Genomic DNA, 21,305 nt, shown 5'->3' on the forward strand with positions numbered 1-21,305 from the left:
AGCACTCCGCGGCAAGCGATCTCGCCCGTGAACTCCCGCCCGCGCAACGGATTCCGTACGCTGAGGCCGTGCCCAGAGTCACTCTCGCCGATGTGGCCCGCGCGGCCGAAGTGTCCGCGGCGACGGTCTCCAACGCCCTCAACGGGACCGGCCGCCTCTCCGAGCCGACCCGCGCCCGGGTGCGGGCCGCCGCCGCCGCGCTCGGCTACGGGGAGCCGGTGCCCCGCACCCTGGGCCTGGCCGTCACCACGTACGGCACGCTCTCCTGGGACTTCGCGGGCATCCCGTTCTACGCGCGGGCCATCAGCGCCGCCACCGCCGCCGCCCACCGGCGCGGCTACGCGCTGACCGCGCTGCCCGCCGCCCCGGCCGAGGCGCTGTGGCGGACCCTGCCGGTGGCCGGGGTGGTGGTCCTGGACAGCCCGGCCGAGGACCCGGTCGTACGGATCCTGCGCGCCCGGGGCCTGCCGCTGGTCTTCGACGGCCGCCCGGCGCGGCTCGGGGCGCGCGAGGCGTGGGTGGACAACGACCACCGGGCCACCACCCACGAGGTCCTGGACCACCTCGCGGCGCGCGGCGCCCGCCGGCCCGCGCTGATCGCGGGCCCCGGCGCGGAGCACTACACCCGCGCCTGCCGGGCCGCGTACGAGGAGTGGTGCGCGGCCCGCGGGTGCCCGCCCCGGGTGGTGCCGCTGGACTTCGGCGACCGCTCGGGCCGCACCCTGGACGCGCTGCTGCGCGGGCCGGACCGCCCGGACGCGGTGCACGGCCTCTACGACCCGTGCGGGCGCCGGGTGCTGGCCGCGGCGGCCCGGTGCGGGCTGCGGGTCCCCGAGGACCTGCTGGTGGTGTGTGCCAGCGAGGACCCGGCGTACGGGACGAGCGCCCCGCCGGTGTCGACGGTGACGCTCGCCCCGCACCGCACCGCGAGGGCCGCGGTGGCCGCGCTGGTGGATCTGGTCGAGGGCGGCCCGGGCGGAACGGCCCTCACGATCCCCGCCCGGCTCACGCCCAGGCGGTCCTCGCTGGCGGCTCTCAACTGATCCTGGGCGCCCAGCCGTTGGTGTCCCAGAACTCCAGCTGGCGCGCCTTGGTGGGGTGCGCCGTGCGGGGCCCGCCCGGCTCGCCCAGGATCAGGGTGCTCGGCCGGTCCGGGGAGAAGACCGGCCACGGCGGGGCGCCGGGGGCGCTGGGCCTGCCGGTGCGGGCGAACGACGCCACCAGGTCGATGAACGTGTCGCTGACCGCCCGCTCGCCCGGCCCGTCCCCGCACTCCCCGACGTTGTCGGCGATGCCCTGCGTGCCGAACAGGAACGGCGAGGTGTGCTCGTGCGGGGTGCCGAACCAGGGCGCACGGGCCGGATGCGCGAACTCCATGAGGTAGCCGGGCGTGGTGCCGGTGCGCGCGTGCCGCTCGGCGAACCGCACGTTCTGGTACCGGAAGAGCCCGTCGCCCCACACGTCGGTCCACAGCGAGACCGGGTCCAGCGGCAGCCCGTCGGCGACCGCCGCCGCCCGGTAGGCGTCGACGCACCCGTCCACCAGGGAGTCCGGCACCCGTTCCGCGCCCTTGAGCAGCACCCCGCGCACCGCCTCGCGCAAGGACGGGCCGTCGGTGGGGGCCGGGGTGGGGATGGGGGAGCCGGGGCCGGTGTAGAAGGAGCCCTCGGTACGGGTGTGGACGGACAGCACCGGCAGTGCGGGCGTGGGCAGTTGGTGGTCGAAGCCGCGCATCCACCGCCCGTCCACCACCGGTCCCCGGTACTCGCGCCCGCTGCCCACCGCACGGCCCACCGGGCCGCCGCCGAAGACCGTGAACCAGGCGTCGCGCAGCGCGTCGGCGGAGACGGCGCGCAGCCCGCGCACCGAGGTGCCGATCCGGGCGGCCACCTCCTCGTAGGCCCGGCGGGCGTCGGGGACGGTCAGCGAGGTGGCGGGCGCCCACACGTGGCAGGCGCTGATGGGGACGATGCGGCGGACCAGGCCGCGCACCTCGGGGTGCAGGGCGAGCTGCCAGGTGGAGGCGCCGCCCGCCGAGGTGCCGCTGAGGGTGATGTTGTACGGGTCGCCGCCGAACGCCTCGGCGTTCTCCCGCACCCACCGCAGCAGCGCGGCCTGGTCCTGGAGGCCCCAGTTGGCGCAGTCGCCGGTGGTGTCGTCGGTCAGCTCCTCGTGGTAGCCGAAACCGAACGGCCCCAGGCGGTAGTTGAAGGTGATGACGACGAGGTCGCCCCGGTCGGCGAGCCTGCTCCCGTCGTAGGTGGGCCAGCTGCCCGCGCCGACCTGCCAGCCGCCGCCGTGGATGTAGACCAGGACGGGGCGGCGGCCCCGGGTGGAGGGCGTCCACACATTGGCGTACAGCGCGTCCTCGCGGCTGTCGGGGTCGATGGTCTGGGTGAACGCGGGGGAGTAGCGGGTGGCGTCGCGCACCTCCCGCCAGGGCACCGGGGGCCGGGGCGAGGCGAACCGCAGCGGGCCCACCGGGGGGCGCGCGTACGGCACCCCCCGGAACGCCACGGTGGCCCCGGTGCGCAGACCCGCCACCGGCCCGGCGGAGGTGCGGGCCACTTCGGCCCGTCCCTCCGCCGGGCCGCGCGCCGCGCGGGCGGACGCGGACGCGGTCGGTGCGGCCCAGGCCACGGCGGTGGCCGCGCAGGCCCCCAGCACGGCCCGGCGGCCGGGCGCGGGTCTCGGCACCTCAGCCGCCCTCGGGCAGGAAGCGGATGCCGTAGTCGCGCACCCAGGCGTCGAGGTCGATCAGCCGCTCCATCACGGCGCGCCCGCTGTAGGGGCCGCCGATGGAGTACGACCCCTGGGGCCGGTCGAGCAGGCGCCGCAGCCCCGCCGGGCCGACCAGGTCGAGGACCGGGGAGTCGCTCTTGGCGAGGTCGGAGATGCGCCGCCGCAGGGACATCTCGTACTGGGCGTCCTGGGTGGAGGGGTACGGGCTCTTCTTGCGCTCCACGATCGAGCGGGGCAGCAGGTCCTGGGTGGCGGCCCGCAGCAGGCTCTTCTCGCGGCCGTCGAACGTCTTCATCGCCCAGGGGGTGTTGAAGACGTACTCGACGAGCCGGTGGTCGCAGAACGGGACGCGGACCTCCAGGCCCACCGCCATGCTGATGCGGTCCTTGCGGTCCAGCAGGAAGTTGACGAACCGGGTCAGGTGCAGATGGCTGATCTCGCGCATCCGCGCCTCGAAGGGGTCCTCGCCCGCCAGCACCGGGACCTCGGCCAGCGCCTCCTTGTAGCGCTGGTCGATGTAGCCGCCGAGGTCGAGGCGGTCCCACAGACCGGTGGCGCGCAGCGCGTCCTGGCCGCCGGCCCGCCGGTAGGGGGTGTGCCAGGGGAAGGTGGTGGACGCCACCGCCTCGGGGTCGTGGAAGTGGCTGTAGCCGCCGAAGAGTTCGTCGGCGGACTCGCCGGACAGGGCGACCGTGGAGCGGGCCCGTACCGCCTGGAAGAGCAGGTACAGCGAGTACTCCATGTCACCGGTGACGGTGGGCAGGTCGAGCGCGCGCAGCACGGCGCCGCGCACCCTGGGGGTGAGCAGGTCCGCGTTGTCCAGGACGATGTCCTCGTGGTCCGTGCCGATGTGGGCCACGGCCTCCTTCACGAACGGCCCGTCCGGCGCCTCCCACACCGCGTTGGCCTCGAACCGCTCGGCGTGCCCGGCGAAGTCGACGGAGAAGGTGCGGATGCGCCCGCCGTCGCCCTCGCGCAGGGCGCGGGCGGCCAGCGCCGTGACCGCGCTGGAGTCGAGCCCGCCGGAGAGCAGCGAGCACAGCGGCACGTCGGAGACGAGCTGGCGGCGCACGGTGTCGTCGAGGAGCTCGCGGACGGTGGCGACGGTGGTGTCCAGGTCGTCGGTGTGCGGGCGCGACTCCAGCTGCCAGTAGCGGGTCTTGCGCAGCCCGTTGCGCGAGATGCGGACCATGCTGCCGGGCCGCACCTCGTACATGCCGCGGAACACCGCGTGCTCCGGCGTCATCGTCAGGCCGAACACCTCGCGCAGGCCCTCGGCGTCCACGGCCGCCTCGGCCAGCGGGTGGGCGAGGATCGCCTTGGGCTCGGAGCCGAAGAGCACGCCGTCGTCGGTCGGGTAGTAGAGCAGCGGCTTGACGCCCATCCGGTCGCGCACCAGCAGCAGTTCCTCGGTGCGCGCGTCCCAGATGGCGAAGGCGAACATGCCGTTGAGGCGCTCCACGAAGGCGTCGCCCCAGCGCAGGTACGCCTGGAGCACCACTTCGGTGTCGCTGGCGGTGCGGAAGCGGTGCCCGAGCGACTTCAGCTCCTCGCGCAGCTCGGTGAAGTTGTAGACCTCGCCGCTGTAGGTGATCACCGCCTCGGGGGCCGGGCCCCAGCCCGCGGTCATCGGCTGCCGGCCGCCCTCGATGTCGATGACGGCGAGCCGCCGGTGGCCCAGCGCCACGTGCGCGCCGGTCCACAGCCCGCCCGCGTCGGGGCCGCGGCAGACCATGGTGGCGGTCATGGCACGGGCGCTGTCCTCGTGCTGCCGCACGTCATGGGCGTAGCCGACCCAGCCCGCTATTCCGCACATGTGTCATTCACCCCTCTCGGCTCAGGCGTAGGTGTAGTACCGGCTGTGGTCGATGACCTCGGAGACCGTCTTGGTGTGCCACGGGAAGAGCGGGGTGCTGGGGTCGGCGACCTCGGGGGTCGGCTCCTGCGGCAGGTAGTGCGGCACGTCCGGGTGGAGCTTCTGCCAGTCGGCCCAGATCTTGTCGATGAAGCAGTGGTGCAGGAAGAAGACCGGGTCGTTGGGGGAGGAGATGTACATCATGTGGCCGCCCACCCACTGGTGCCCGGCGCCGTGCAGCTTCCCCGCCGGGGGCTCCCAGGCGAAGTTGGTGTAGCCCTCCAGGTGGTTGCGGAAGCTGTTGTACGGGGGCTGGCTGCCGGAGGTGTAGTTCCACGGCGGGCAGTCGTAGACCGGCAGGTCCATGGTCTGCTGGAGCTGCTCGGGCGAGGGCAGCGAGGGCATCTTCTGGGCGATGCGGCGGATGAGGAACTTGCGGTCGTCGACGGTGTAGTGGCCGTTGAGCGCCGGGTTCTCGTCGCCCTCGGGCTGCACGTTGACCTTGAGCTCCCAGCCGTTGGGGTAGGCGAACGGGCCGCGCATGACCATGCCGTCCGAGGCCCGCCCGTCGCCGCCCATGAAGTCGTCGGCCCACAGCGGGGAGTCGACGGACTGGTCCATCGTCCAGTCCCAGTACGGCAGGGTCACCGTGGGGTCGACGCGGCGCAGCTCCTTCTCGAACTCCATCAGGTACTGGCGGTGCCAGGGGAAGAAGCCCGGGTTGATGTGGCCGACCCGCTTGCCGGTGTCCTTGTCCAGGTAGTCCTGGGAGTTCACGTCGACGTGGAGCTTGACGTAACGGTCGTAGATCCCGCGCCGCTTGATCTCCAGGACGGCCTTGATGAACCGCCGCCGCTCGGTGCGCGACATGTCCAGGTGGTTCCTGCGGACGTGCGTCATGGTCCTGTTCCTCAATCTCGCGGGATCACATGGAGTGGTGGGCGTCGCCGAGGGGCACGAGGTTGGCGCCGTGCAGCTCGTCGACGGCGGCGCGCGCGGCGTGCAGCGGCGTCTTGGCGACCTCGTAGTGGCACAGGGCGCTGAGATAGGCGCCCTCGCCGAGCTTCATCAGGTGCAGCGGCCGGCCGTCGATGGTGACGGCGTCGTCGGTGCCGGTGCGGGTGACCTGGATGGTGCGGCCCTTGTAGGTCTCGGTGTGGCCGTCGGCGGCCTGCGCGGCGGCGACGGCGGGTGCTTCGGAGTCCGAGCGGGACCCGTAGACGGCGATGCCGCCGGCTCCGGCGATCCCGGTCGCCACGGTGGCGGCGACCGCGCCCCGCTTGATCACATCACGACGGTTGAGCATGGGGGACCTTCCTGTGGGTGGTGGGGGGCGCCGCCCGCGGTGCGGTACGGGCGCGCGCCCCCCTCGCCTGGTGGCTCCGCGGTGCTGGGCGCCCCGAGGGGGCGCGGGGCGGTGACGGGTGCGGCCCGCCCGCGTGGGCGCGGCGGCCCGCGGCCGGCCGCCGCGCCCGGACGGCCCTACTTCTCCAGGCAGAACTCGTCGATCGGGTAGCCCACGTGCCGGTCCTCGCTCGGCAGGTACCCGAGCACCTTGTCGCCCGGCTTCAACTCCGTGCTGTTGAGGACGACGCCGCCGGGGCCGAGGACCCGCACGTGCCAGTCGTCCTGCAGGATCAGGTTCACCTGGCGGCCGTTGGGCGCCACCGCGTCGATGGAGATCAGCGGACGGGACTCGATCTTGACCCGGCCGACGGTGACGAGCCGCGTCTGGCCCTTGATGTCGACGGCCAGCACCTTGCTGCCCGCCTTCAGCTCGCTGAGGTAGTTGGTCCGCTCGTCCTTGGAGAGGGTGTACGAGTGGATGGCGCCCGCGTTGACGCGGAAGGGGCGGGTCGGCATGTAGGGCAGCGGGTGCGTCTCGCTGACGCACAGGATCATGCCCTTGGAGTGCGAGCCGACCAGGATGCCCTCGTCCTCGCGGAAGTACGTGCAGGTGTCCACGCAGGCGCGCTCGCCCATGCCGATGTGCTCGGTGTTGCGGATCTCCAGCTCGACCAGGTTGAGGTCGGGCACGTCCGCGGTGGCGGCCTTCTTCAGCTGGGCGGCGTCGCCGACGGTCCTGGGCGCCATCATCACGCCGTCCGAGCCGTGCTCCAGGACACCGAAGATGATCTCGGCCTCCTCGACGTCCTGGGCGACCGTGATCATGGAACCGGTGGCGCGGGCCGCCGCCGCGATCACGATCTCCAGCGGGATCTTGGTGGGGTCGCGGAAGAGCAGCACGCTCCACTTCTCGGTGCGCGCCGACTCGCAGGCGTCCTCCAGGGTCGGCGCGTCGATGATCTCCACGAACCGCCCGAACTCGATCTCCGGGTGCTTGATGGCGAGTTCGGCCGGGGTGATGCCGTGGGCGGCCGGGTCCACGATGACCACGGACGCGTCGCCGAAGTCCTCGGGCAGGGCCTTGCCCCGGGGGAAGAGGACCTTGGTGACGGTCGGCGGCAGGTCGGCGAGGTCCGCCGGGTCGTCCGCGACGATGCCTTCGAGGCGGTAGTGCAGGGCCTCCTGGAGGATGGCCTCCTTGGCGTCGCCGAGCGTACGGGCGTCGAGCCAGCTGAGCTTCATGTGGGAGAACTCCTCTTAAGAGACGGGTGCGAGCGGAACGGCGAGCGCCTCCGGGGACGCTCCGCGCAAGGAAGGTTCGGGTGCCGGGTGGATCAGCCGGGCGATCTTGGCCGCCATGGCTCCGGGGTCGGGCGCGAGGAAGACGTTGCGGCCCATGGCCACGCCCTTGGCGCCGCCGCGCAGCGCCTCGTCGACGTAGGCGAGGACCTGGTCCTCGTCGGGTTCGCGGGGGCCGCCGACCACGATCAGCGGGACCGGCGAGGTGCTGGTGATGTCCCGCATCTCGGCGATGGTCTCGGCGCAGACGGTCTTGACGATGTCGGCGCCCAGGTCGGCGGCGAGCGAGGCCGCGTGGGCGATGAGCTCGGGGTCGCGCGGGTTGGTGATCTTCGGGCCGCGCGGGTACATCATGGCGAGCAGCGGGACGTTCCAGCGGTCGCAGGCGTCCGCGACCGCGGCCATGTCGGCGATCTGCCGCCGCTCCTGGACGGAGCCCAGGTTGACGTGCACGCTGACCGCGTCGGCGCCCAGGCGCAGGCACTCCTCGACGCTGGCGACCAGGTACTTGTCGTTGGGGTCCGGCGCGTGCACGGTGCTCGCGCTCAGATGGACGATCAGCGAGGTGCGGGCGAACCGGGCGGAGTCGACGTACCGCAGGCTGCCCTTGTGCAGCACCACGGCGTCCACGCCGTTGTCCGCGAGGCGCCCCACCAGCTGGTCGAGCCGGTTGCCGCCGGTCACCGGACCGTCGGTGACGGAGTGGTCCAGCGGTACGACCAGCAGCCGGTCGCCGCCGTGACGATGGATCCGGCGCAGTCGCAACTGCCGGGCGAAGGAATGGTGCAGCATCAGGGACCTCCCCTGTCGGGTCAGGCGGGTACGGGTGCGGAGAACCCCGTTCCGGCGTTGAGTGAGGCCAGCCCGAACTCGTCGTGCAGCACCCGGGCGGCGCGGACGGCGTCGCCGCCCGGCACGGTGACCGAGATCCTCATCTGCGAGGCCGAGACGGAACTGGGCGCGATGGCCGCGGACTTGAGGCAGCGCAGCAGTCGTGCGGTGCTGTCCGGACGGCTGAGCAGTCCGGTGCCGACGAGGGAGAGCTTGGTGATGTTGTCGTCGTACTCCAGCGGCCGGCCCGGCGGTCCGGGCCGGCCGGCCAGGAAGTCCTGGAGCGGCTTCACATCGTCGGTGTGCAGGGTGATGCCGATGCTGACCCCGGTGCTCTCGTCCGAGAGCGCCGCCATGTCCACGGACAGCGACTCGCGGGCGAGGAAGGCGAACACATCGGCCGGGGCGTCGGCGTCCCCCGCGTCGAAGCGCAGGGTCACCCGGGTCACGTCGCTGTCGAGCACCACACCGGTGACGGTCGTCGATGATTCGAGCATGTCGGCTTTGGTCTCCTCCCTGGCGGCGATCACGGTTCCGGGACCGGTCCGTGCGGAGTGCTTCACATGGATGTCGACCTGGCGCAGGGCGGCCAGCTCCACCGCCCGCGCGTGCATGACCTTGGCGCCGGCGAACGACATCTCGGCCATCACGTCGACGTCCACCACCGGCAGCACCGTCGCGGCGGGCAGCACCCTCGGGTCGGCGGTGAACACCCCGTCCACGTCCGTGTAGATCTCGCAGCGGGCGGCGCCGAGTTCGGCGGCCACGGCAACCGCGGTGGTGTCCGAGCCGCCGCGCCCCAGGGTGATGACGTCGCGGCGCGCGGTGAGTCCCTGGAACCCGGCGACGACGGCGACCGCGCCCCGGGCGAGTACCTCGTTGATGCCGTCGGTGTCGACGGCGACGATCACGCCCCGGCCGTGCGGGCCGGTGGCGAGGATGCCGGTCTGGGCGCCGGTCAGCGAGTCGGCCGGCACCCCGATGCGGTGCAGCGCCATGGCGAGGAGTGCGGCGGACGCGCTCTCACCGGTCGCGAGCAACTGGTCGGTCTCACGGCCAGAGCCGGGCGTCCCGGTGGAACGGGCCAGCGCCAGCAGCCGGTCGGTGGTGGTCCCGCGGGCCGAGACCACCACGACCACCGGCTGACCGGTGCGGTGCGCGGCGGCCACCCGCTCCGCCACGGCGCGGACCTGCCGGAGCGTGGCGAGCGAGCTGCCGCCGTACTTGTGCACCACCGGCCCGGACGGGTGGTCGATCCGTTCAGGGGCGGTTGGCGGCGGCGCCATGCGGGACACCTCCGCCGTACGAGAGAGCCATGGAACAGTCCTTTCGGGTCGGGCGAGGCCGTTTCCCGGTTCCCCGTGCCTTTCTGTTTCGGCCTCACCGTCGGTGACCTTCCAGGAGTGCGGTATCGGCCAGGTTTCACGCGGATATCGCGTGCGGCCGGAGCGTGATAACCCAAGCGAAATGCCCCGTGCCGAGGCACGGGGCATGAGACGGTTCCCGCAGGTCCGTGCGCGGCGTATGGCTTTGCGCCAGAACCGGATCCGGTCCCGCGGCCCAAAAACCGGTTTAATAACCGGTTTTCAGCCGGGGAACGGTCAGAGTTTCAGCGTCGCCTGGAGCCGCAGGTTCGCCTGCTGGAGGCTGTTGAGCCGGTTGCGCAGCGCCAGTGTGTGATCGGTCCAGGTCGCGCGGGCCGCACGGTGGGCGGGCTGGCGGATCAGCGAGGTGACGGGGGCGGGCCGCCCCGGCGCGGCGGCCGGCGCCGGCTGGCTGGGCGCCTCCAGGGACGGATCCTCGACCAGGATCGCCTGCTCCAGCGTCCGCAGCGACTCACCGGGGTCGATGCCCAGCTCGGCCGAGAGGAGCGTGCGGGTCTCGCGGAACTGGCGCAGCGCGTCCGCCTGCCGCCCCGAGCGGTAGAGCGCCAGCATCAGCTGGCCGCACATCTGCTCGCGGTACGGGTTCTCCGCCACGTGCCGGTAGAGCTCGCCCACCACCTTGCGGTGCCGGCCCATCTGGAGCTCCAGGTCGACGCACTCCTCCAGGACGGAGAGCTGCTCCTCGCGCAGCATCGTGGCGGCCTGCCGCAGCACCCGGCTCTCCAGCCCCGCCGCGACCGGCCCCTTCCACTGGGCGAGCGCCGAGCGGAACAGGTCCACCGCCTGCTCGGGGTGCTTGTCGCGGGCGGCGCTGCGCCCCAGCGCCGCCAGGTGCTCGAAGCGGGACAGGTCCAGGGCGGCGCTGGGCAGCCGGATGCGGTAGCCGGCCGGGTGCGTCTCGATGAGGTCGCCCACGCCCGCGCCGACGAACTGGCGGCGGATCGCGGAGACGCAGATGCGCACCTGCCCCTTGGCCGAGGCCGGCGGGGTGTCCTCCCAGATGGCCTCCAGCAGCCGTTCGATCGGTACGACGCGCTCGGCCTCTAGGAGCAGCGTGGCGAGGAGCGCCTGCTGCCGAAAGCCACCGAGGCGGACCTTGCGGCCCGCGCACTCCAGCTCAAGTGGCCCCAATATTCGGAAAGTGAATGCCTGGATACCCGCTGACTGCATTGGCTGAGCCCTCCCCAAGTCGGCGTTCTAGCATCGCTTTTCGGCCGCCGGCGGAGTTTTCGGCCGCCGACGGCGAGCATTCCGGCCCCGCGATGCGGCGCCGGGCCGGAACGTCTTCGGGCAAGGATTTCAGATGGCGCGTGGAGCCTCCGTGGAGGCACTGCCCGACTGCGGAACCGGGGCCGGTGCCGGGGCGCTCCCGGCGGGTGCTCCGGCGGTGGCGGGCCGGTTGATCCGCAGGGAGAGCGCCAGTACGCCGAGGGCGACGACACCCACGGTCAGCGCGGCCCAGCCGACGCCGTGCGCGCCGCCCAGCGAGTATCCGGCGGCCCCGGCGACACCGCCGGTGCTGATGCCGATGTAGATCGTGCTCTGGTGCAGACCGAGCAGCAGCGGCGCCGACTGCGGAGCCGTCGCCACCAGCCGCATCTGCTGCGGAACGTTGATCATCCAGTGGCAGACGCCCCACGAGGTCGCCAGCACGACGGCCAGGGCCAGGTTCCGCGACAGCAGCGGGGTGAGGGTGGCCGCCAGGACCAGCAGCGGGGCGGCGGTGGTGATGGTGCGCACCGGCCCGACCCGGTCGGTCAGCCGCCCGGTCAGCAGATTGCCGGAGACCGCGCCGATGCCGAAGCAGAGCAGGATCAGCGAGGTGCGCCCGCCGTCGCCGTGGGTCGCCCGGTCCATCACCTCGTCGATGTAGTTGTAGACGGTCCAGCTGGTGCTCAGGCAGAGCCAGGTGGCGACCAGGGTGACCAGCACCTTCGGCCGCCGCAGCGGCTCCAGCCGGGCGCGCAGGGTGGTCGCCGCCTGCCCCTTCAGCTCCGGGACGGTGGCCGCGATGCCGACCGTGGCCACCGCGGTCAGCCCGACCACCAGCCACAGCGCCGCGCGCCAGCCCGCCTGGTCGCCCAGCCAGGCGCCCAGCGGAAGGCCGAGCACGATGGCGGCGGTCAGCCCGCCGACCACCAGCGCGGCGGCCCGCCCGGCCCGCTCCGGCGGGGCCATCGCCCGCGCCACGGAGAGGGAGTTGGCGGTGTACATGGAGGCACCGGCACCGGCCACCACCCGGCCGATCATGGCCCAGGAGTAGTCCCCGGCGACCGCCGTGAGCGCGTTGCCGACGGCGAAGACGCCGAGCGCGCCGAGCAGCAGCTGGCGCGGCGGGCGGTGCCCGGTCGCCGCCGCGAGCAGCGGGCCGCCGATCGCGTACGCCAGGGCGAACGCGGTGATCAGCCAGCCCGCCGTGGTCCGGGAGACGCCGAAGTCGTCGGACATGGGGTCGAGGATCGGCGCGATGATGAACGTGTCGACGCCCATCGCGAAGTTTCCCAGCGCGAGGACGAGTAATCGCAGACGCACAGTGGCTCCTTGGGGTGTGCGGTATCGGGGGTGGACGGGGGTTCGGCGGGCGGACGGGGGTCGTGGACGGGGGCCCGGCGGGCGGACGGGTCAGCCGTCGGGCAGCAGCTTGATCCCGGCGTGGCGGCCGAGTCCGAGCCGGTCGATGAGCTCCATGCACAGCAGCGCCATCTGCTCCAGGACGTGCGCGTTGCTGAGCGCGCCCGCGTCCAGGCCCCGCAGCCCGGCCCGGTCGATCAGCTCGATCACCGGGATCTTGGCGCCGTAGTCGTCGCCCGCCACGAACACGTCCAGGTGCGCGCCGTCCAGGCGCCCGCTGAACAGCGTCGCCGCGCAGGCCGTGTTGAACGCCTTGACCACCGACGACTGCGGGGCCGCTCGGGCGATCAGCTCGGTCATGCTGGTGCCCGGCGGGCCCTGCCCGGCGCCCTCGGCCACCGGGTTGGTGGTGTCGATCAGGATCTTCCCGGCCAGCTCGGCGCGGTAGCGGGTGACGAAGTCGAGGACCTCGTCGGTGCCCATCGCGAGCGTGATGAGCTCGGCGCGCAGGGCGGTTGAGATGTCCTCGGCGACCACGTCGCCCCGGGTGCCCGCGCCCGCGTCGGCCGCCGCCCGCAGCGCCCGCTCGGCCGACCGGTCCGCCAGCCCCACGGTCTCCCCGGCGAGCGCGAACTGCCGCGCCGCCGCGCGCCCCATGGGCCCGGCCCCGATCACACTGACCCTCACGCGGTCACCTCGCCGCGGACCGGCGCGGGCGCGATGTTGTGGTTGACCCGGAAGACGTTGCCGGGGTCGTACCGCGCCTTCAGCTCCGCCAGCCGCGCGTACGCCTGCGGGGTGAAGGCCGAGCGGACCTCCTCGGGACCCGCGGTGCCGTCCAGGAAGTTCAGGTACTTGCCGCCGGTCGCCCACGGCGCCATCCGGTCGAGCAGCAGGTCGTCCGGGCCGGGGCCGGGCGGCCGGTGACCGCCGGGCGCCACCGTGAACAGGCAGTACTCGGCGTCCCGGTTGCCCACCGCCGTCTCGTGCCGCACCGGTTTGCGCAGCGCCCCGCCGAGGTGGCGCAGCTCCACCAGCCCGAGCGGGCAGCCCGTCCCGGGCCCGGCCGCGGCCAGCACCGCGTCGGCGGCCCGCCGGTCCAGCTCGCCGAGCATCATGGTGCGCTCGTGGTACGGGTACGGCTCGGTCGGATCGCCGTGCACCTCGGCGATGTCGGTGTACGGCATGTCCCGTACGGTGTCGAGCAGGCGCGGCCCCAACTCCCGCAGCGGCGCAACCAGTTCGGCGCCCTTGGCGCTCGGGCCGTGGTAGGCGATCCGGACCTGGGTGACGAACCGGCCGCGCACCTCGGCGGGCAGGCCGGGCGCGTCGGGGAAGCGGATCAGGGCCAGGGACGAGCCGAGCTCGGCGGGCAGCGCCGGGGTCCACTCCAGCCAGGCGCGCAGCACCGTCGGCGCCAGCGAGCCGTCGAAGGTCAGCGCGCCCCCGTACAGCCGGCTCACCGGCATCAGGCCGATCTCCATCGAGGTGACCACGCCGAAGTTGCCCTTGCCGCCGCACAGCGCCCAGAACAGGTCGGGCTCGCGGTCCGGGCCGACCTGGCGCGGCACCCCGTCGGCGGTCACCACGTCCAGGTCGCGGATGTGGTCGGCGGCGTACCCGAAGGTGCGGGCCATCACGGCGAGGCCGCCGCCGAGCGCGAAGGAGACCGCCCCGACCAGCGGCGAGGACCCGTTGAGCGGCGCGAGGCCGTACGCGCCCGCCTCGTGGATCACCTGCTCCCAGCGCACCCCGGCCGCCATCCGCGCGGTGGCCGCCTCCGGCGCGATCCGCAGCCCGGTCATCCGGCGGGTGGAGACCAGGACGGCGCCGTCCGCGTTCCCGGCCGCGCCGTGCCCGCCCGACTGGACGGCGACCGGCAGGCCGTGCCGCACGGCGTACCGGACGGCCGCCGCCACGTCCGCCGCGCCGGTCGCGCCCACGATGACCGCCGGACGCTGGTCGACGAGGGTGTTGAAGCCGGCGCGCTCCTCGTCGTAACCGTCCTGCCCGGGCAGCAGAACGGGTCCGCGCACGGCAGCGACGAGACCGGCGACCCGGTCGGTGTGCAAGTGCGGAGAGTGCTGGACGGCGGATCGCACGGTGGAGCCTCCTCATTCGGCGCGGGAGAGCCGGGCCGGCCCGACGCGTTCCGGGCCCGGTGGGAGCCATCGTGGGCCGCGCGGGCGGGTGTTGGGCATCCCGAGATCTGGGTGTAGGTCCGGGGCCACCCCCCTCAACTGAGGGGGGTGTGCGCGAACGCCGGGTGAGGGAGCATGGGGGAGCTGACGCGCAACCGACGAGCGCGGCGCCCGCCCCGGCAGAGCGGGGCGGCGCGGCGAGGAGAGGTACCGGCCCCGTGACCGCCCAGAGGAACGCCCACACCACGCACGCCATCGGCACGCTCCTGACGGCCATCGCGGCGGCCCCCGACGCGCTGTCGCTCTTCGCCACGGCCTCCGAGCAGCTGCGCCGCCTCGTCCCGTACGACGCCTCGGTGTGGCGCGCCACCGATCCGGTGACGGGCATGATGACCTCGCCGATCCGGGTGGAGAACCTCACCGAGGAGGGCTGCTCGGTCTACTGGGAGTCGGAGCTGCTCACCGAGAACATCAACCTCTTCCGCGATCTGGCCCGCGCCCCGCTGCCGGTGGCCGGGCTGCGCGAGGCCACCCGGGGCCTGCCGGGCCGCAGCACCCTGTACCGCGACTTCCTGGCCCCGCGCGGCCTCGACGACGAACTGCGGGCCGTGCTGCGCGTGGGCGGCCACCCGTGGGGCCAGGTGAGCCTGTTCCGGGCGCAGGGCGAGCGGGCGTTCGGCGCGGACGACACGTACGTGGTGAAGGAGCTGTCGGCGGCGATGGCCAGACGGCTGCGCTCCTTCACCGAACCGTCCGCCGAACCCACCCCGAGCCACGGACCGGGCCCCGGGCTGCTGCTCTTCGACGCGGGCGGGCGACTGCTTTCGGTCAACGACGAAGCCCGCGAACTCCTCGACGACATCGTCCCCGGCCCCGCCACACCGACCCCGCTGGGCGTCTCCGTACCCGCCTGGATGCACAGCACGGCGAGCAAGGCGCGGGCGATCGCGGCGGGCTGGGACAAGGGCGTCGCCCGCGTCCGGGTGCGCAGCAGGGGCGGGCGCTGGCTGGCCTGCCACGCCTCCTGCCTGCGCGGCGCCGACGGCGAACTCGGCGCGTCCGCCGTGGTGATCGAGCGCGCCTCGATCTCCGAGGTCGCCCCGCTGATGGTGAAGGCGTACGAACTCACCGACCGCGAACTGGAGATCACCCAGCACATCGCCCGCGGTCTGGGCACCGCGGAGATGGCCGGGAAGCTGTTCCTCTCACCGCACACGGTCCGCGACCATGTGAAGGCGATCTTCGAGAAGGTCCGGGTCTCCAGCAGGGGCGAGCTGGTGGCGAAGCTGTTCACCGAGCATTACGCGCCGCTGGGGGAGGAGTCGGAGCAGCGGGTCTGGGGGTAGGGGGCGGTCGCCGGGCCGAGGGGGCGCGGCGGGCGTACGGGGGTGCTGTGCCGGGGCGGTCCGGGCGGGGTGACCGGTGAGTGGCTTCGCCGGCGGGTCCGCGGGCGGCCCGACGGGTGGTTCTTGACGGGGTGGTCCGCGACGGGCGGCCCCTTCCCGCAGCCGCGGCGGGCGGCCGGAACGGGGCGACATCCGGCCGGGGCCCGGTGCGCGGATCAACGGGTGACCCGGTACAAATTGTGAGGCAGTCACGATTCCCCCCTTCCGCCTCCACACAATGCGCACATATGTTGGGCGCGAAGGAGCGGACGCGCGGAAGCCGACGCGCCGCGCCCGGGGGGAGGCTAGTGGTGGCGAAGGGAACGGCTGCTGCGGCGGCACACTGGGGTCCGGGCGAAACGGGGGCGCTGGAGATCCTCGAACTCCTCGCGGCCCAGGCGCCCTTGGACGACCTGGACGAGGTGCTGCTGCGCGCCCACCAACTCGGGGCGCCGCCGGAGGAGCTGGCGCGGCTGCACCGCGCCGGCCATCTCGGCCGTACCGTGCACGGCCTGCTGACCCGCCGCCGACGGCGGGAGGCGGACCTGGCCGCGCTGCTGGACGCGGCGCGCGAGCTGACCTCGTCGTGCGACGTGGACGGCGTGGTGAAGACGGTGGCGCACCGGACCCGCCAACTCCTCAACGTGGACATGGCGTTCGTGGCGCTGCTGACCTCGGGCAGCGGCGATTCGGTGATCCGCGCGTCGTCCGGGGCCACGACCTCCCTGCACATCGGGCTGCGCCTGACCGGCGAGCACGGCATCGGCGCGAAGGTCCGCTCCACCGGCGCGCCGTTCTGGACCACGGACTACGCCACGGAGACGGCCATCGACCACGACCCCGACCTGGACGAGGCGATCGCCAAGGAGGGCATACGGTCGGTGCTCGCCCTCCCGCTGCACCACGACAGCGGCACGGTCGGCGTGCTGTACGCGGCCCACCGCGAGGCCCGCCGCTTCGGCCCCGACGAGGCCGCGCTGATGGGCTCGCTGGCCGATCTGGCGGCGGTGGCGGTCGACAAGGCGCAGTGGCTGGAGCTCTACAACGCCGAGGTCGCCAAGTTGGAGGAGCACAGCGCGCTGGCGATGGAGACGATCGAGACGGAACGCTGGCTGGAGGCGGCCCGCGACCACATCATCGGCTTCGCCCTCTCCGGCCAGGGCCTGGCGGGCCTGGCGGTCGAGGTCGGCGTGCTGCTCGACGGCGAAGTGGTGGTGCGCGACTACCGGGGCCGCACGGTGGCGGGCCGCGAGGACGCCTGGCCCACCCCGCCGCCCCCCGCCCCCACGTCCCGCACCCCCGTACTCCTGGAGGGCGGAATCTGGCAGGCGGCGGTCTGGGCGGGCACGACCTGGCTGGGCCACATCCTGGTCCGCCCCCGGGCCACGCTCTCCCCCGAGGGCGAACGCATGCTGGGCTACGCGGGCCAGGCGGTGGCCCTGGCGTTCCGGGTCCGGGCGGGGGCGGGGGCGGGGCCGTCGGGGGCGGTGGGGGTGGACAGTAACTGTGCGTAGGGGGTGGGGGGTTGTGGGGGGCGCCCCTCAACGCCGCCCCGGGGGAGGGGGCTTGCCCCGGCCGCCGCCTCGGGCGGGTCTCAGGACAGCGCCTCGATGGCCCCGACGACGAGGGCGCGCGCGTCGGCCCCGTACACGGCCATCCGGCGCAGCCGCTCGAAGGCTTTGAGGTACAGGACTATCTCGGCGGGCTGGGTGATACGGACCCGGGCCGACAGCAGTTCCACCGATACGAGGGCGTCGTCGTAGACGTGGAACACCTCCTGCGGCCACAGGTCGCGGTGCGGGGTCGCGCTCGGGATGATGCCGAGGGACACCGAGGGCAGGGCTCCGGCCGTCAGCAAGTACCCCAACTGCGCCGCCATCGCGGCCTCGTCGCCCAGCCGGTAGTGGAGGACGCCTTCCTCGATCAGCAGGGTGAACCGGTGCCCCGGCTCGTGGATGACCTTCGAGCGTTCGAGGCGCGCGGCTGCGGCTTGCGCGGAGTCGTCGGGAACGTCGAGGATCCGGGCGCTGCCGGAGAGCACCGCGCGTGCGTACCCCTCCGTCTGGAGCAGACCCGGAACCAGGGTCGGGGAGTAGACGCGGAAGAGCGTCGTCGCGCGGTAGAGGTCCACGTAGCCGTCCTGCAGGTGCCTCAGCCCGGCGCGGACCCGGCGCCGCCACTCCACGTACTGAGACTCGGCCTCGCGCGACTGGACGATGATGTCGACGGCCTGGTCCTCGGCGCCGCAGGCGCGGCACCAGAGCCGGATGTCCTCCGGGGTCGGCGGCGTGCGCGCGTTCTCGATGCGGGACGTCTTCGGGTGCGACCAGCCACAGGACAGGGCCAGCTCGGTCCCGGTGATGCCCGCGTCGGCGCGGAGGTCCCGAAGGCGCCGCGCCACCCGCTCGCGGGCTCCCTGGGCCGAGGACGACGGTGAAACGGGCATGAGCCGACCTGTGCGCCCTTCTCTCAGCCGACCTCGTAGTCCGCGTGCGGGACCGCCCGCGCCCACACCGCCTCGAAGGCGGCGGCACACAGGGCGACTGCGGCCGGGGCGTCACTCGTCTCGCCCCCGCCGGACTCGCCGTCGCCGGTGAAGTGGTTCCACCGGACCAGCCGGCCGTCGAAGAGCCAGAAGTCGTTCCCCGGGAGGGCGAGATCGGACGCGTGGCGGCGGGCCAGCCAGCGCACGTGCTCGCCCGCCCCCAGGTTGACCGGGGTGCCCGCGTGCTCGAAGCGGATGTAGTCACTGACCGGTTCGGAGACGATGCGGGCCCGGCGTACGGTCACACCGCGGGCCACCGTGCGCCGGACGAGCTCCACCCATGGAGCCCAGTAGGGCGAGCCGGGGTCCATGTCGCGCTCTCCGGTGCTCCTCCAGCGCGCGAAGTCGGCGGCCTCGCCCGCGACCCCGTAGGCATCGCGCATCTCCAGGTGGACGGCGGTGCGTTCGGCCCCGTCCAGGAGCTCAGTGAAGGTCGGCACGCTCTGCGGCATCGCACGCCTCTCGCAGGACCGGCACCATACGGGCCGGAATACGGACGACGCTCTCATGCTCGGGAACGCCCGCGGCATGCCCCGGCAGCTCGAACGCGGCCACCTGGGCCTGGAGTTCCGGCCCGGGTTTCCATCCCTGAATGACCAACTCGCGCGTGACCCGGTCGACCCACACGGTGGGGCTCTCGGCCGTTCCCGTGTTCGGGTCGATCCCGATGAACCGCAAGGTCATCGCAGCCTCCGATGCTCTGGGTGTGCAGGGATGTCCACCACGGTCAGTCTCCGCAGGCGGGACGTCAAGAGCGCGCGTCCAGCTGCCGTGCGCCCCCTGGAACCCGTGTGAACATCGCTGCACATTGCTGGCAGTCGGGTCGCCGACCCTCCTAGCGTCGAAGTGCAGGAGACCCGGTCCGTCGCGTCAACGGCCGTTCCGGGCATGGCCGACCGCGCGAGGAGCCAACGCAGTGAACCGCATCTCGACGAGCGCGTCCGGCGTCTCCCGATGGCTGGCCTCCGCGCACCCCGTCCCCTCGGCGGCCCGGCAGGAGTGGGCGGTGGGTGGCCTGGCGATGCTGCCGACGGGCCGGGCGTTCGACACGGTCCGGATCGCCGCCGCGATCGTCCACGCGGCGGCCCAGAGCGGCGACGCGGGCGAGGTCGGCGCGTACCTCGCACGCACGCTGGACGGCCCCGTCATCCACGACGCGTACGCCGCGAGCGTCCGGTACTACGCCCTCGTACCCCCGGGCAGCTGCACCCACCACGACACCCCGGACGCACAACTGCTCACCCCCGAAGTGACCTGGCTCGGCGTCCCCGCCCCGCACCGCACCACCCGGCCGGGACCCTACTGGCTCCACCCGCCACGCCACCGCGAAGACCACTGCCTCCCCGCCGGGGTCGACAGCGTCATCCGCCTCGGCCGCAGGCGCGCCGCCGGGCACGCGGTGGCGACGGGGCCCGATCTGACGGCGATCGAGGGGCTGTGCCGGGGCCTGCTCGGCGGCTCTCCGGCGCGGGCCGAGACCCTGTCGCTGAAGGCCGCCACGGACTCGACGCTGCGGGCGCGCGGCTGTCTGATGGTGCTGGTCCCCACGTTGCAGGACACGGAGTTCCGCCTGCCGACGGACGATCCGGCCCGCAGCCGCGTCCTCCTCGGCGTCACGGAGGCACACCGCCAGCTGAACGCGACGAGCGAGTCCGCGGACCTGTCCGAGCAGTACGCACACGCGCAGCGCCTGGCCCGCTGCTGCCTGGACACGGTGCAACTCCTGCGCGTACTCGCGGCGCCCGGCGGTCCGCAGTGATCCGATGGGGGCCGCTGCACTGCCGCTGCCCCGGACAGCAGAGACGCTCATGAGGCGCCGGCTGGGCGTACCCCGGCGTCAGACCGCGCCCAGGTCGATCTCCACGGGAAACGGTGCCGCCACCTTGCAGACGCCCGTGAACACGTCCCCGTCCCGGTAGCGCTTGGTCGCCGGGTCGAGGACGTACGTGTACACGAGGGGCACGCCGGTCGCGGCCTGCTCGATCCGCCAGTAGAAGCCGATGCCCGCCTTGGCGTACTGGTCGACCTTCACGATCCGGTCCGTGGTCTCCGAGCCCGGCGAGACCACCTCCGCGACCAGCAGGACGTGTTCGGGGCGGGTGGGGGTGATGTCGATCGTGTCCGCGCGGTACACGACGACGTCCGGGCGGCGGTTGGTCAGCGGTACGTCCTGAAGGCGTACGTCGAAGTCCGTGTCGGCGTTCCACTCCGGGCCCGCCGCGGCGTCCAGGGCGTTCGCCAGGACCCGGGCCAGCCGGTTGTGCCGCTTGGACGCGCTCGGACTCACGACGATCATCCCGTCCACGATCTCGATACCGGCGCACTGCTCTTCGGACCAGGACTCGTACGCTTCCGCTGTGATCTGCTCATGCATCCATGCCGGAGCCATCATCTCGGCCGTCATGAAGCACCTCCCGAACGTGCGCCGCGGGACCGGTCCCGCTGGAATCAGCGTACGGCCCGGCATCCGGCCGGTGCGGGGAAATCGCCGCGGCCTCCTCCCCGTGGGCACGCCCTCACGTGAAACGGCCCCGGACAGCACGTCGGACAGCAAAAAACCGCCGCCCCGGGGAGAACCCCGGGGCGGCGGTGTATCGCGTGGTGCCCCCGGCAGGATTCGAACCTGCGACACCCGCTTTAGGAGAGCGGTGCTCTATCCCCTGAGCTACGGAGGCGGGCCTGGCCGTCGTGTGATGGGCGGCCCAGGACAGGGTAGCGGATGGTGGTGGGACGAAGGGGCGGGCGGGCCGGTGCGGGGGACGACCGGTCCGCCCGCCCGTCTTTGGGGGCGGGCGCCTCCGCTCCTGCGGGAGGGGCGGGGCGGCTGCCGCCCGCGGGTGGCGGGCCGGGGGCGCTGCCCGAAGTCGGGGGTCGGACAGCGCCCCGCCGGCCCGGCGGGAATGTGGAACGGGGGATGCGGCCCCCGCCCCACAGGCGGTGTCGGCGGCCGGGAAGGCCGCCACGATTGGTTCGGCGGCCGGGTGGCCGCCGTGGGCGGTGCCGGCGGCGGGTGGCCGCCGTGGCGGTGCCCGGCCGGTTGTGACGGGCGCCGCCGTGGTGTTCAGCGGGTGCGGGGCCCGCCATGGCGGTGCCGACGGTCACGACCCCCGCCGGGGCGGACCCCGCCGGGGAAGTCCCCCGGCGGGTGCGCCCCGGCCTCCACGGCCGAGCCACCCCGCCTTCAGGAAGCGCCCCCCCGAGGCC

General features: G+C 73.5%; 19 protein-coding genes and 1 tRNA gene. 4 read left to right on the top strand and 16 right to left on the bottom strand.

The genetic code is table 11. The annotated features are described in order from the left end of the window. Window positions 1–68: 68 nt before the first annotated feature. Complete coding sequence (locus AB5J87_RS20290) at window positions 69–1,043, top strand: LacI family DNA-binding transcriptional regulator (protein ID WP_369378305.1); 975 nt, start codon at window positions 69–71, stop codon at window positions 1,041–1,043. Here the strand turns inward: AB5J87_RS20290 and AB5J87_RS20295 are convergent. From AB5J87_RS20295 to AB5J87_RS20345, 11 genes are all read right to left on the bottom strand, one after another. Next, window positions 1,036–2,697, bottom strand: coding sequence for a carboxylesterase/lipase family protein (locus AB5J87_RS20295; RefSeq protein WP_369378306.1), 1,662 nt, complete (start codon window positions 2,695–2,697; stop codon window positions 1,036–1,038). The genes AB5J87_RS20290 and AB5J87_RS20295 overlap by 8 nt on opposite strands. A gap of 1 nt (window position 2,698) precedes the next feature. Further along, the gene (gene asnB / locus AB5J87_RS20300; protein WP_369378307.1) at window positions 2,699–4,558 is read right to left on the bottom strand and encodes an asparagine synthase (glutamine-hydrolyzing); all 1,860 of its coding nucleotides are present in this window, start codon (window positions 4,556–4,558) and stop codon (window positions 2,699–2,701) included. 21 nt (window positions 4,559–4,579) lie between these two features. Beyond that, window positions 4,580–5,497: a tyrosinase family protein gene (locus tag AB5J87_RS20305; RefSeq protein ID WP_369378308.1), complete on the bottom strand. Its 918-nt coding sequence runs from the start codon at window positions 5,495–5,497 to the stop codon at window positions 4,580–4,582. A gap of 25 nt (window positions 5,498–5,522) precedes the next feature. Next, the gene (locus tag AB5J87_RS20310) at window positions 5,523–5,903 is read right to left on the bottom strand and encodes a tyrosinase family oxidase copper chaperone (RefSeq protein WP_369378309.1); all 381 of its coding nucleotides are present in this window, start codon (window positions 5,901–5,903) and stop codon (window positions 5,523–5,525) included. Between the two features lie 176 nt (window positions 5,904–6,079). Next, the gene (gene griH / locus AB5J87_RS20315) at window positions 6,080–7,186 is read right to left on the bottom strand and encodes a 3-amino-4-hydroxybenzoic acid synthase (protein WP_369378310.1); all 1,107 of its coding nucleotides are present in this window, start codon (window positions 7,184–7,186) and stop codon (window positions 6,080–6,082) included. Window positions 7,187–7,201: 15 nt separating this feature from the next. Next, the gene (locus AB5J87_RS20320) at window positions 7,202–8,035 is read right to left on the bottom strand and encodes a 2-amino-3,7-dideoxy-D-threo-hept-6-ulosonate synthase (RefSeq protein ID WP_369378311.1); all 834 of its coding nucleotides are present in this window, start codon (window positions 8,033–8,035) and stop codon (window positions 7,202–7,204) included. Between the two features lie 20 nt (window positions 8,036–8,055). After that, the gene (locus AB5J87_RS20325; RefSeq protein ID WP_369378312.1) at window positions 8,056–9,360 is read right to left on the bottom strand and encodes an aspartate kinase; all 1,305 of its coding nucleotides are present in this window, start codon (window positions 9,358–9,360) and stop codon (window positions 8,056–8,058) included. A gap of 315 nt (window positions 9,361–9,675) precedes the next feature. After that, window positions 9,676–10,590: a BTAD domain-containing putative transcriptional regulator gene (locus AB5J87_RS20330; protein ID WP_369378313.1), complete on the bottom strand. Its 915-nt coding sequence runs from the start codon at window positions 10,588–10,590 to the stop codon at window positions 9,676–9,678. A 168-nt stretch (window positions 10,591–10,758) separates the two neighbouring features. Further along, window positions 10,759–11,991: an MFS transporter gene (locus tag AB5J87_RS20335; protein ID WP_369378314.1), complete on the bottom strand. Its 1,233-nt coding sequence runs from the start codon at window positions 11,989–11,991 to the stop codon at window positions 10,759–10,761. 90 nt (window positions 11,992–12,081) lie between these two features. Beyond that, a complete protein-coding gene (locus tag AB5J87_RS20340; protein ID WP_369378315.1) occupies window positions 12,082–12,717 on the bottom strand; it encodes an NADPH-dependent F420 reductase in 636 nt (211 codons plus the stop codon). Continuing rightward, a complete protein-coding gene (locus tag AB5J87_RS20345; protein ID WP_369378316.1) occupies window positions 12,714–14,132 on the bottom strand; it encodes an FAD-binding oxidoreductase in 1,419 nt (472 codons plus the stop codon). The genes AB5J87_RS20340 and AB5J87_RS20345 overlap by 4 nt, the downstream gene beginning before the upstream one ends. A gap of 257 nt (window positions 14,133–14,389) precedes the next feature. Here AB5J87_RS20345 and AB5J87_RS20350 point away from each other — a divergent pair, with 257 nt between their 5' ends. Together AB5J87_RS20350 and AB5J87_RS20355 are read left to right on the top strand one after the other, a co-directional pair. After that, the gene (locus AB5J87_RS20350) at window positions 14,390–15,517 is read left to right on the top strand and encodes a LuxR C-terminal-related transcriptional regulator (protein ID WP_369378317.1); all 1,128 of its coding nucleotides are present in this window, start codon (window positions 14,390–14,392) and stop codon (window positions 15,515–15,517) included. A 350-nt stretch (window positions 15,518–15,867) separates the two neighbouring features. After that, window positions 15,868–17,070: a GAF domain-containing protein gene (locus tag AB5J87_RS20355; RefSeq protein ID WP_369378318.1), complete on the top strand. Its 1,203-nt coding sequence runs from the start codon at window positions 15,868–15,870 to the stop codon at window positions 17,068–17,070. Between the two features lie 80 nt (window positions 17,071–17,150). On the opposite strand, the gene AB5J87_RS20360 is transcribed toward AB5J87_RS20355, so the two are convergent. The 3 genes from AB5J87_RS20360 to AB5J87_RS20370 are packed head-to-tail and all read right to left on the bottom strand — an operon-like array spanning window position 17,151 to window position 18,785. Continuing rightward, window positions 17,151–18,002 carry a helix-turn-helix domain-containing protein gene (locus AB5J87_RS20360; protein WP_369378319.1) on the bottom strand — a complete coding sequence of 284 codons (852 nt, stop codon included), beginning with the start codon at window positions 18,000–18,002 and terminating at the stop codon, window positions 17,151–17,153. 23 nt (window positions 18,003–18,025) lie between these two features. After that, entirely contained in the window at window positions 18,026–18,553 is a 528-nt protein-coding gene (locus AB5J87_RS20365) for a DUF6879 family protein (protein ID WP_369378320.1), read from the bottom strand. Next, complete coding sequence (locus tag AB5J87_RS20370) at window positions 18,525–18,785, bottom strand: hypothetical protein (protein WP_369378321.1); 261 nt, start codon at window positions 18,783–18,785, stop codon at window positions 18,525–18,527. The genes AB5J87_RS20365 and AB5J87_RS20370 overlap by 29 nt, the downstream gene beginning before the upstream one ends. Before the next feature lie 232 nt (window positions 18,786–19,017). Here AB5J87_RS20370 and AB5J87_RS20375 point away from each other — a divergent pair, with 232 nt between their 5' ends. Continuing rightward, window positions 19,018–19,860: a DUF6415 family natural product biosynthesis protein gene (locus AB5J87_RS20375; RefSeq protein ID WP_369378322.1), complete on the top strand. Its 843-nt coding sequence runs from the start codon at window positions 19,018–19,020 to the stop codon at window positions 19,858–19,860. 78 nt (window positions 19,861–19,938) lie between these two features. On the opposite strand, the gene AB5J87_RS20380 is transcribed toward AB5J87_RS20375, so the two are convergent. Together AB5J87_RS20380 and AB5J87_RS20385 are read right to left on the bottom strand one after the other, a co-directional pair. Continuing rightward, window positions 19,939–20,505, bottom strand: a complete 567-nt coding sequence (locus tag AB5J87_RS20380) for a Uma2 family endonuclease (RefSeq protein ID WP_369378323.1) — start codon at window positions 20,503–20,505, stop codon at window positions 19,939–19,941. 195 nt (window positions 20,506–20,700) lie between these two features. Next, a tRNA-Arg gene (locus tag AB5J87_RS20385) sits at window positions 20,701–20,776 on the bottom strand. Between the last annotated feature and the right edge of the window lie 529 nt (window positions 20,777–21,305).

The organism is Streptomyces sp. cg36, from assembly GCF_041080675.1.
GTDB lineage: Bacteria > Actinomycetota > Actinomycetes > Streptomycetales > Streptomycetaceae > Streptomyces.

Bases quoted from the DNA above. Each gene is read 5' to 3' on its own strand.
- asnB (WP_369378307.1), bottom strand. From the start codon at position 4,558: ATGTGCGGAATAGCGGGCTGGGTCGGCTACGCCCATGACGTGCGGCAG.
- AB5J87_RS20305 (WP_369378308.1), bottom strand. From the start codon at position 5,497: ATGACGCACGTCCGCAGGAACCACCTGGACATGTCGCGCACCGAGCGG.
- AB5J87_RS20310 (WP_369378309.1), bottom strand. From the start codon at position 5,903: ATGCTCAACCGTCGTGATGTGATCAAGCGGGGCGCGGTCGCCGCCACC.
- griH (WP_369378310.1), bottom strand. From the start codon at position 7,186: ATGAAGCTCAGCTGGCTCGACGCCCGTACGCTCGGCGACGCCAAGGAG.
- AB5J87_RS20320 (WP_369378311.1), bottom strand. From the start codon at position 8,035: ATGCTGCACCATTCCTTCGCCCGGCAGTTGCGACTGCGCCGGATCCAT.
- AB5J87_RS20325 (WP_369378312.1), bottom strand. From the start codon at position 9,360: ATGGCGCCGCCGCCAACCGCCCCTGAACGGATCGACCACCCGTCCGGG.
- AB5J87_RS20360 (WP_369378319.1), bottom strand. From the start codon at position 18,002: ATGCCCGTTTCACCGTCGTCCTCGGCCCAGGGAGCCCGCGAGCGGGTG.
- AB5J87_RS20365 (WP_369378320.1), bottom strand. From the start codon at position 18,553: ATGCCGCAGAGCGTGCCGACCTTCACTGAGCTCCTGGACGGGGCCGAA.
- AB5J87_RS20370 (WP_369378321.1), bottom strand. From the start codon at position 18,785: ATGACCTTGCGGTTCATCGGGATCGACCCGAACACGGGAACGGCCGAG.
- AB5J87_RS20380 (WP_369378323.1), bottom strand. From the start codon at position 20,505: ATGACGGCCGAGATGATGGCTCCGGCATGGATGCATGAGCAGATCACA.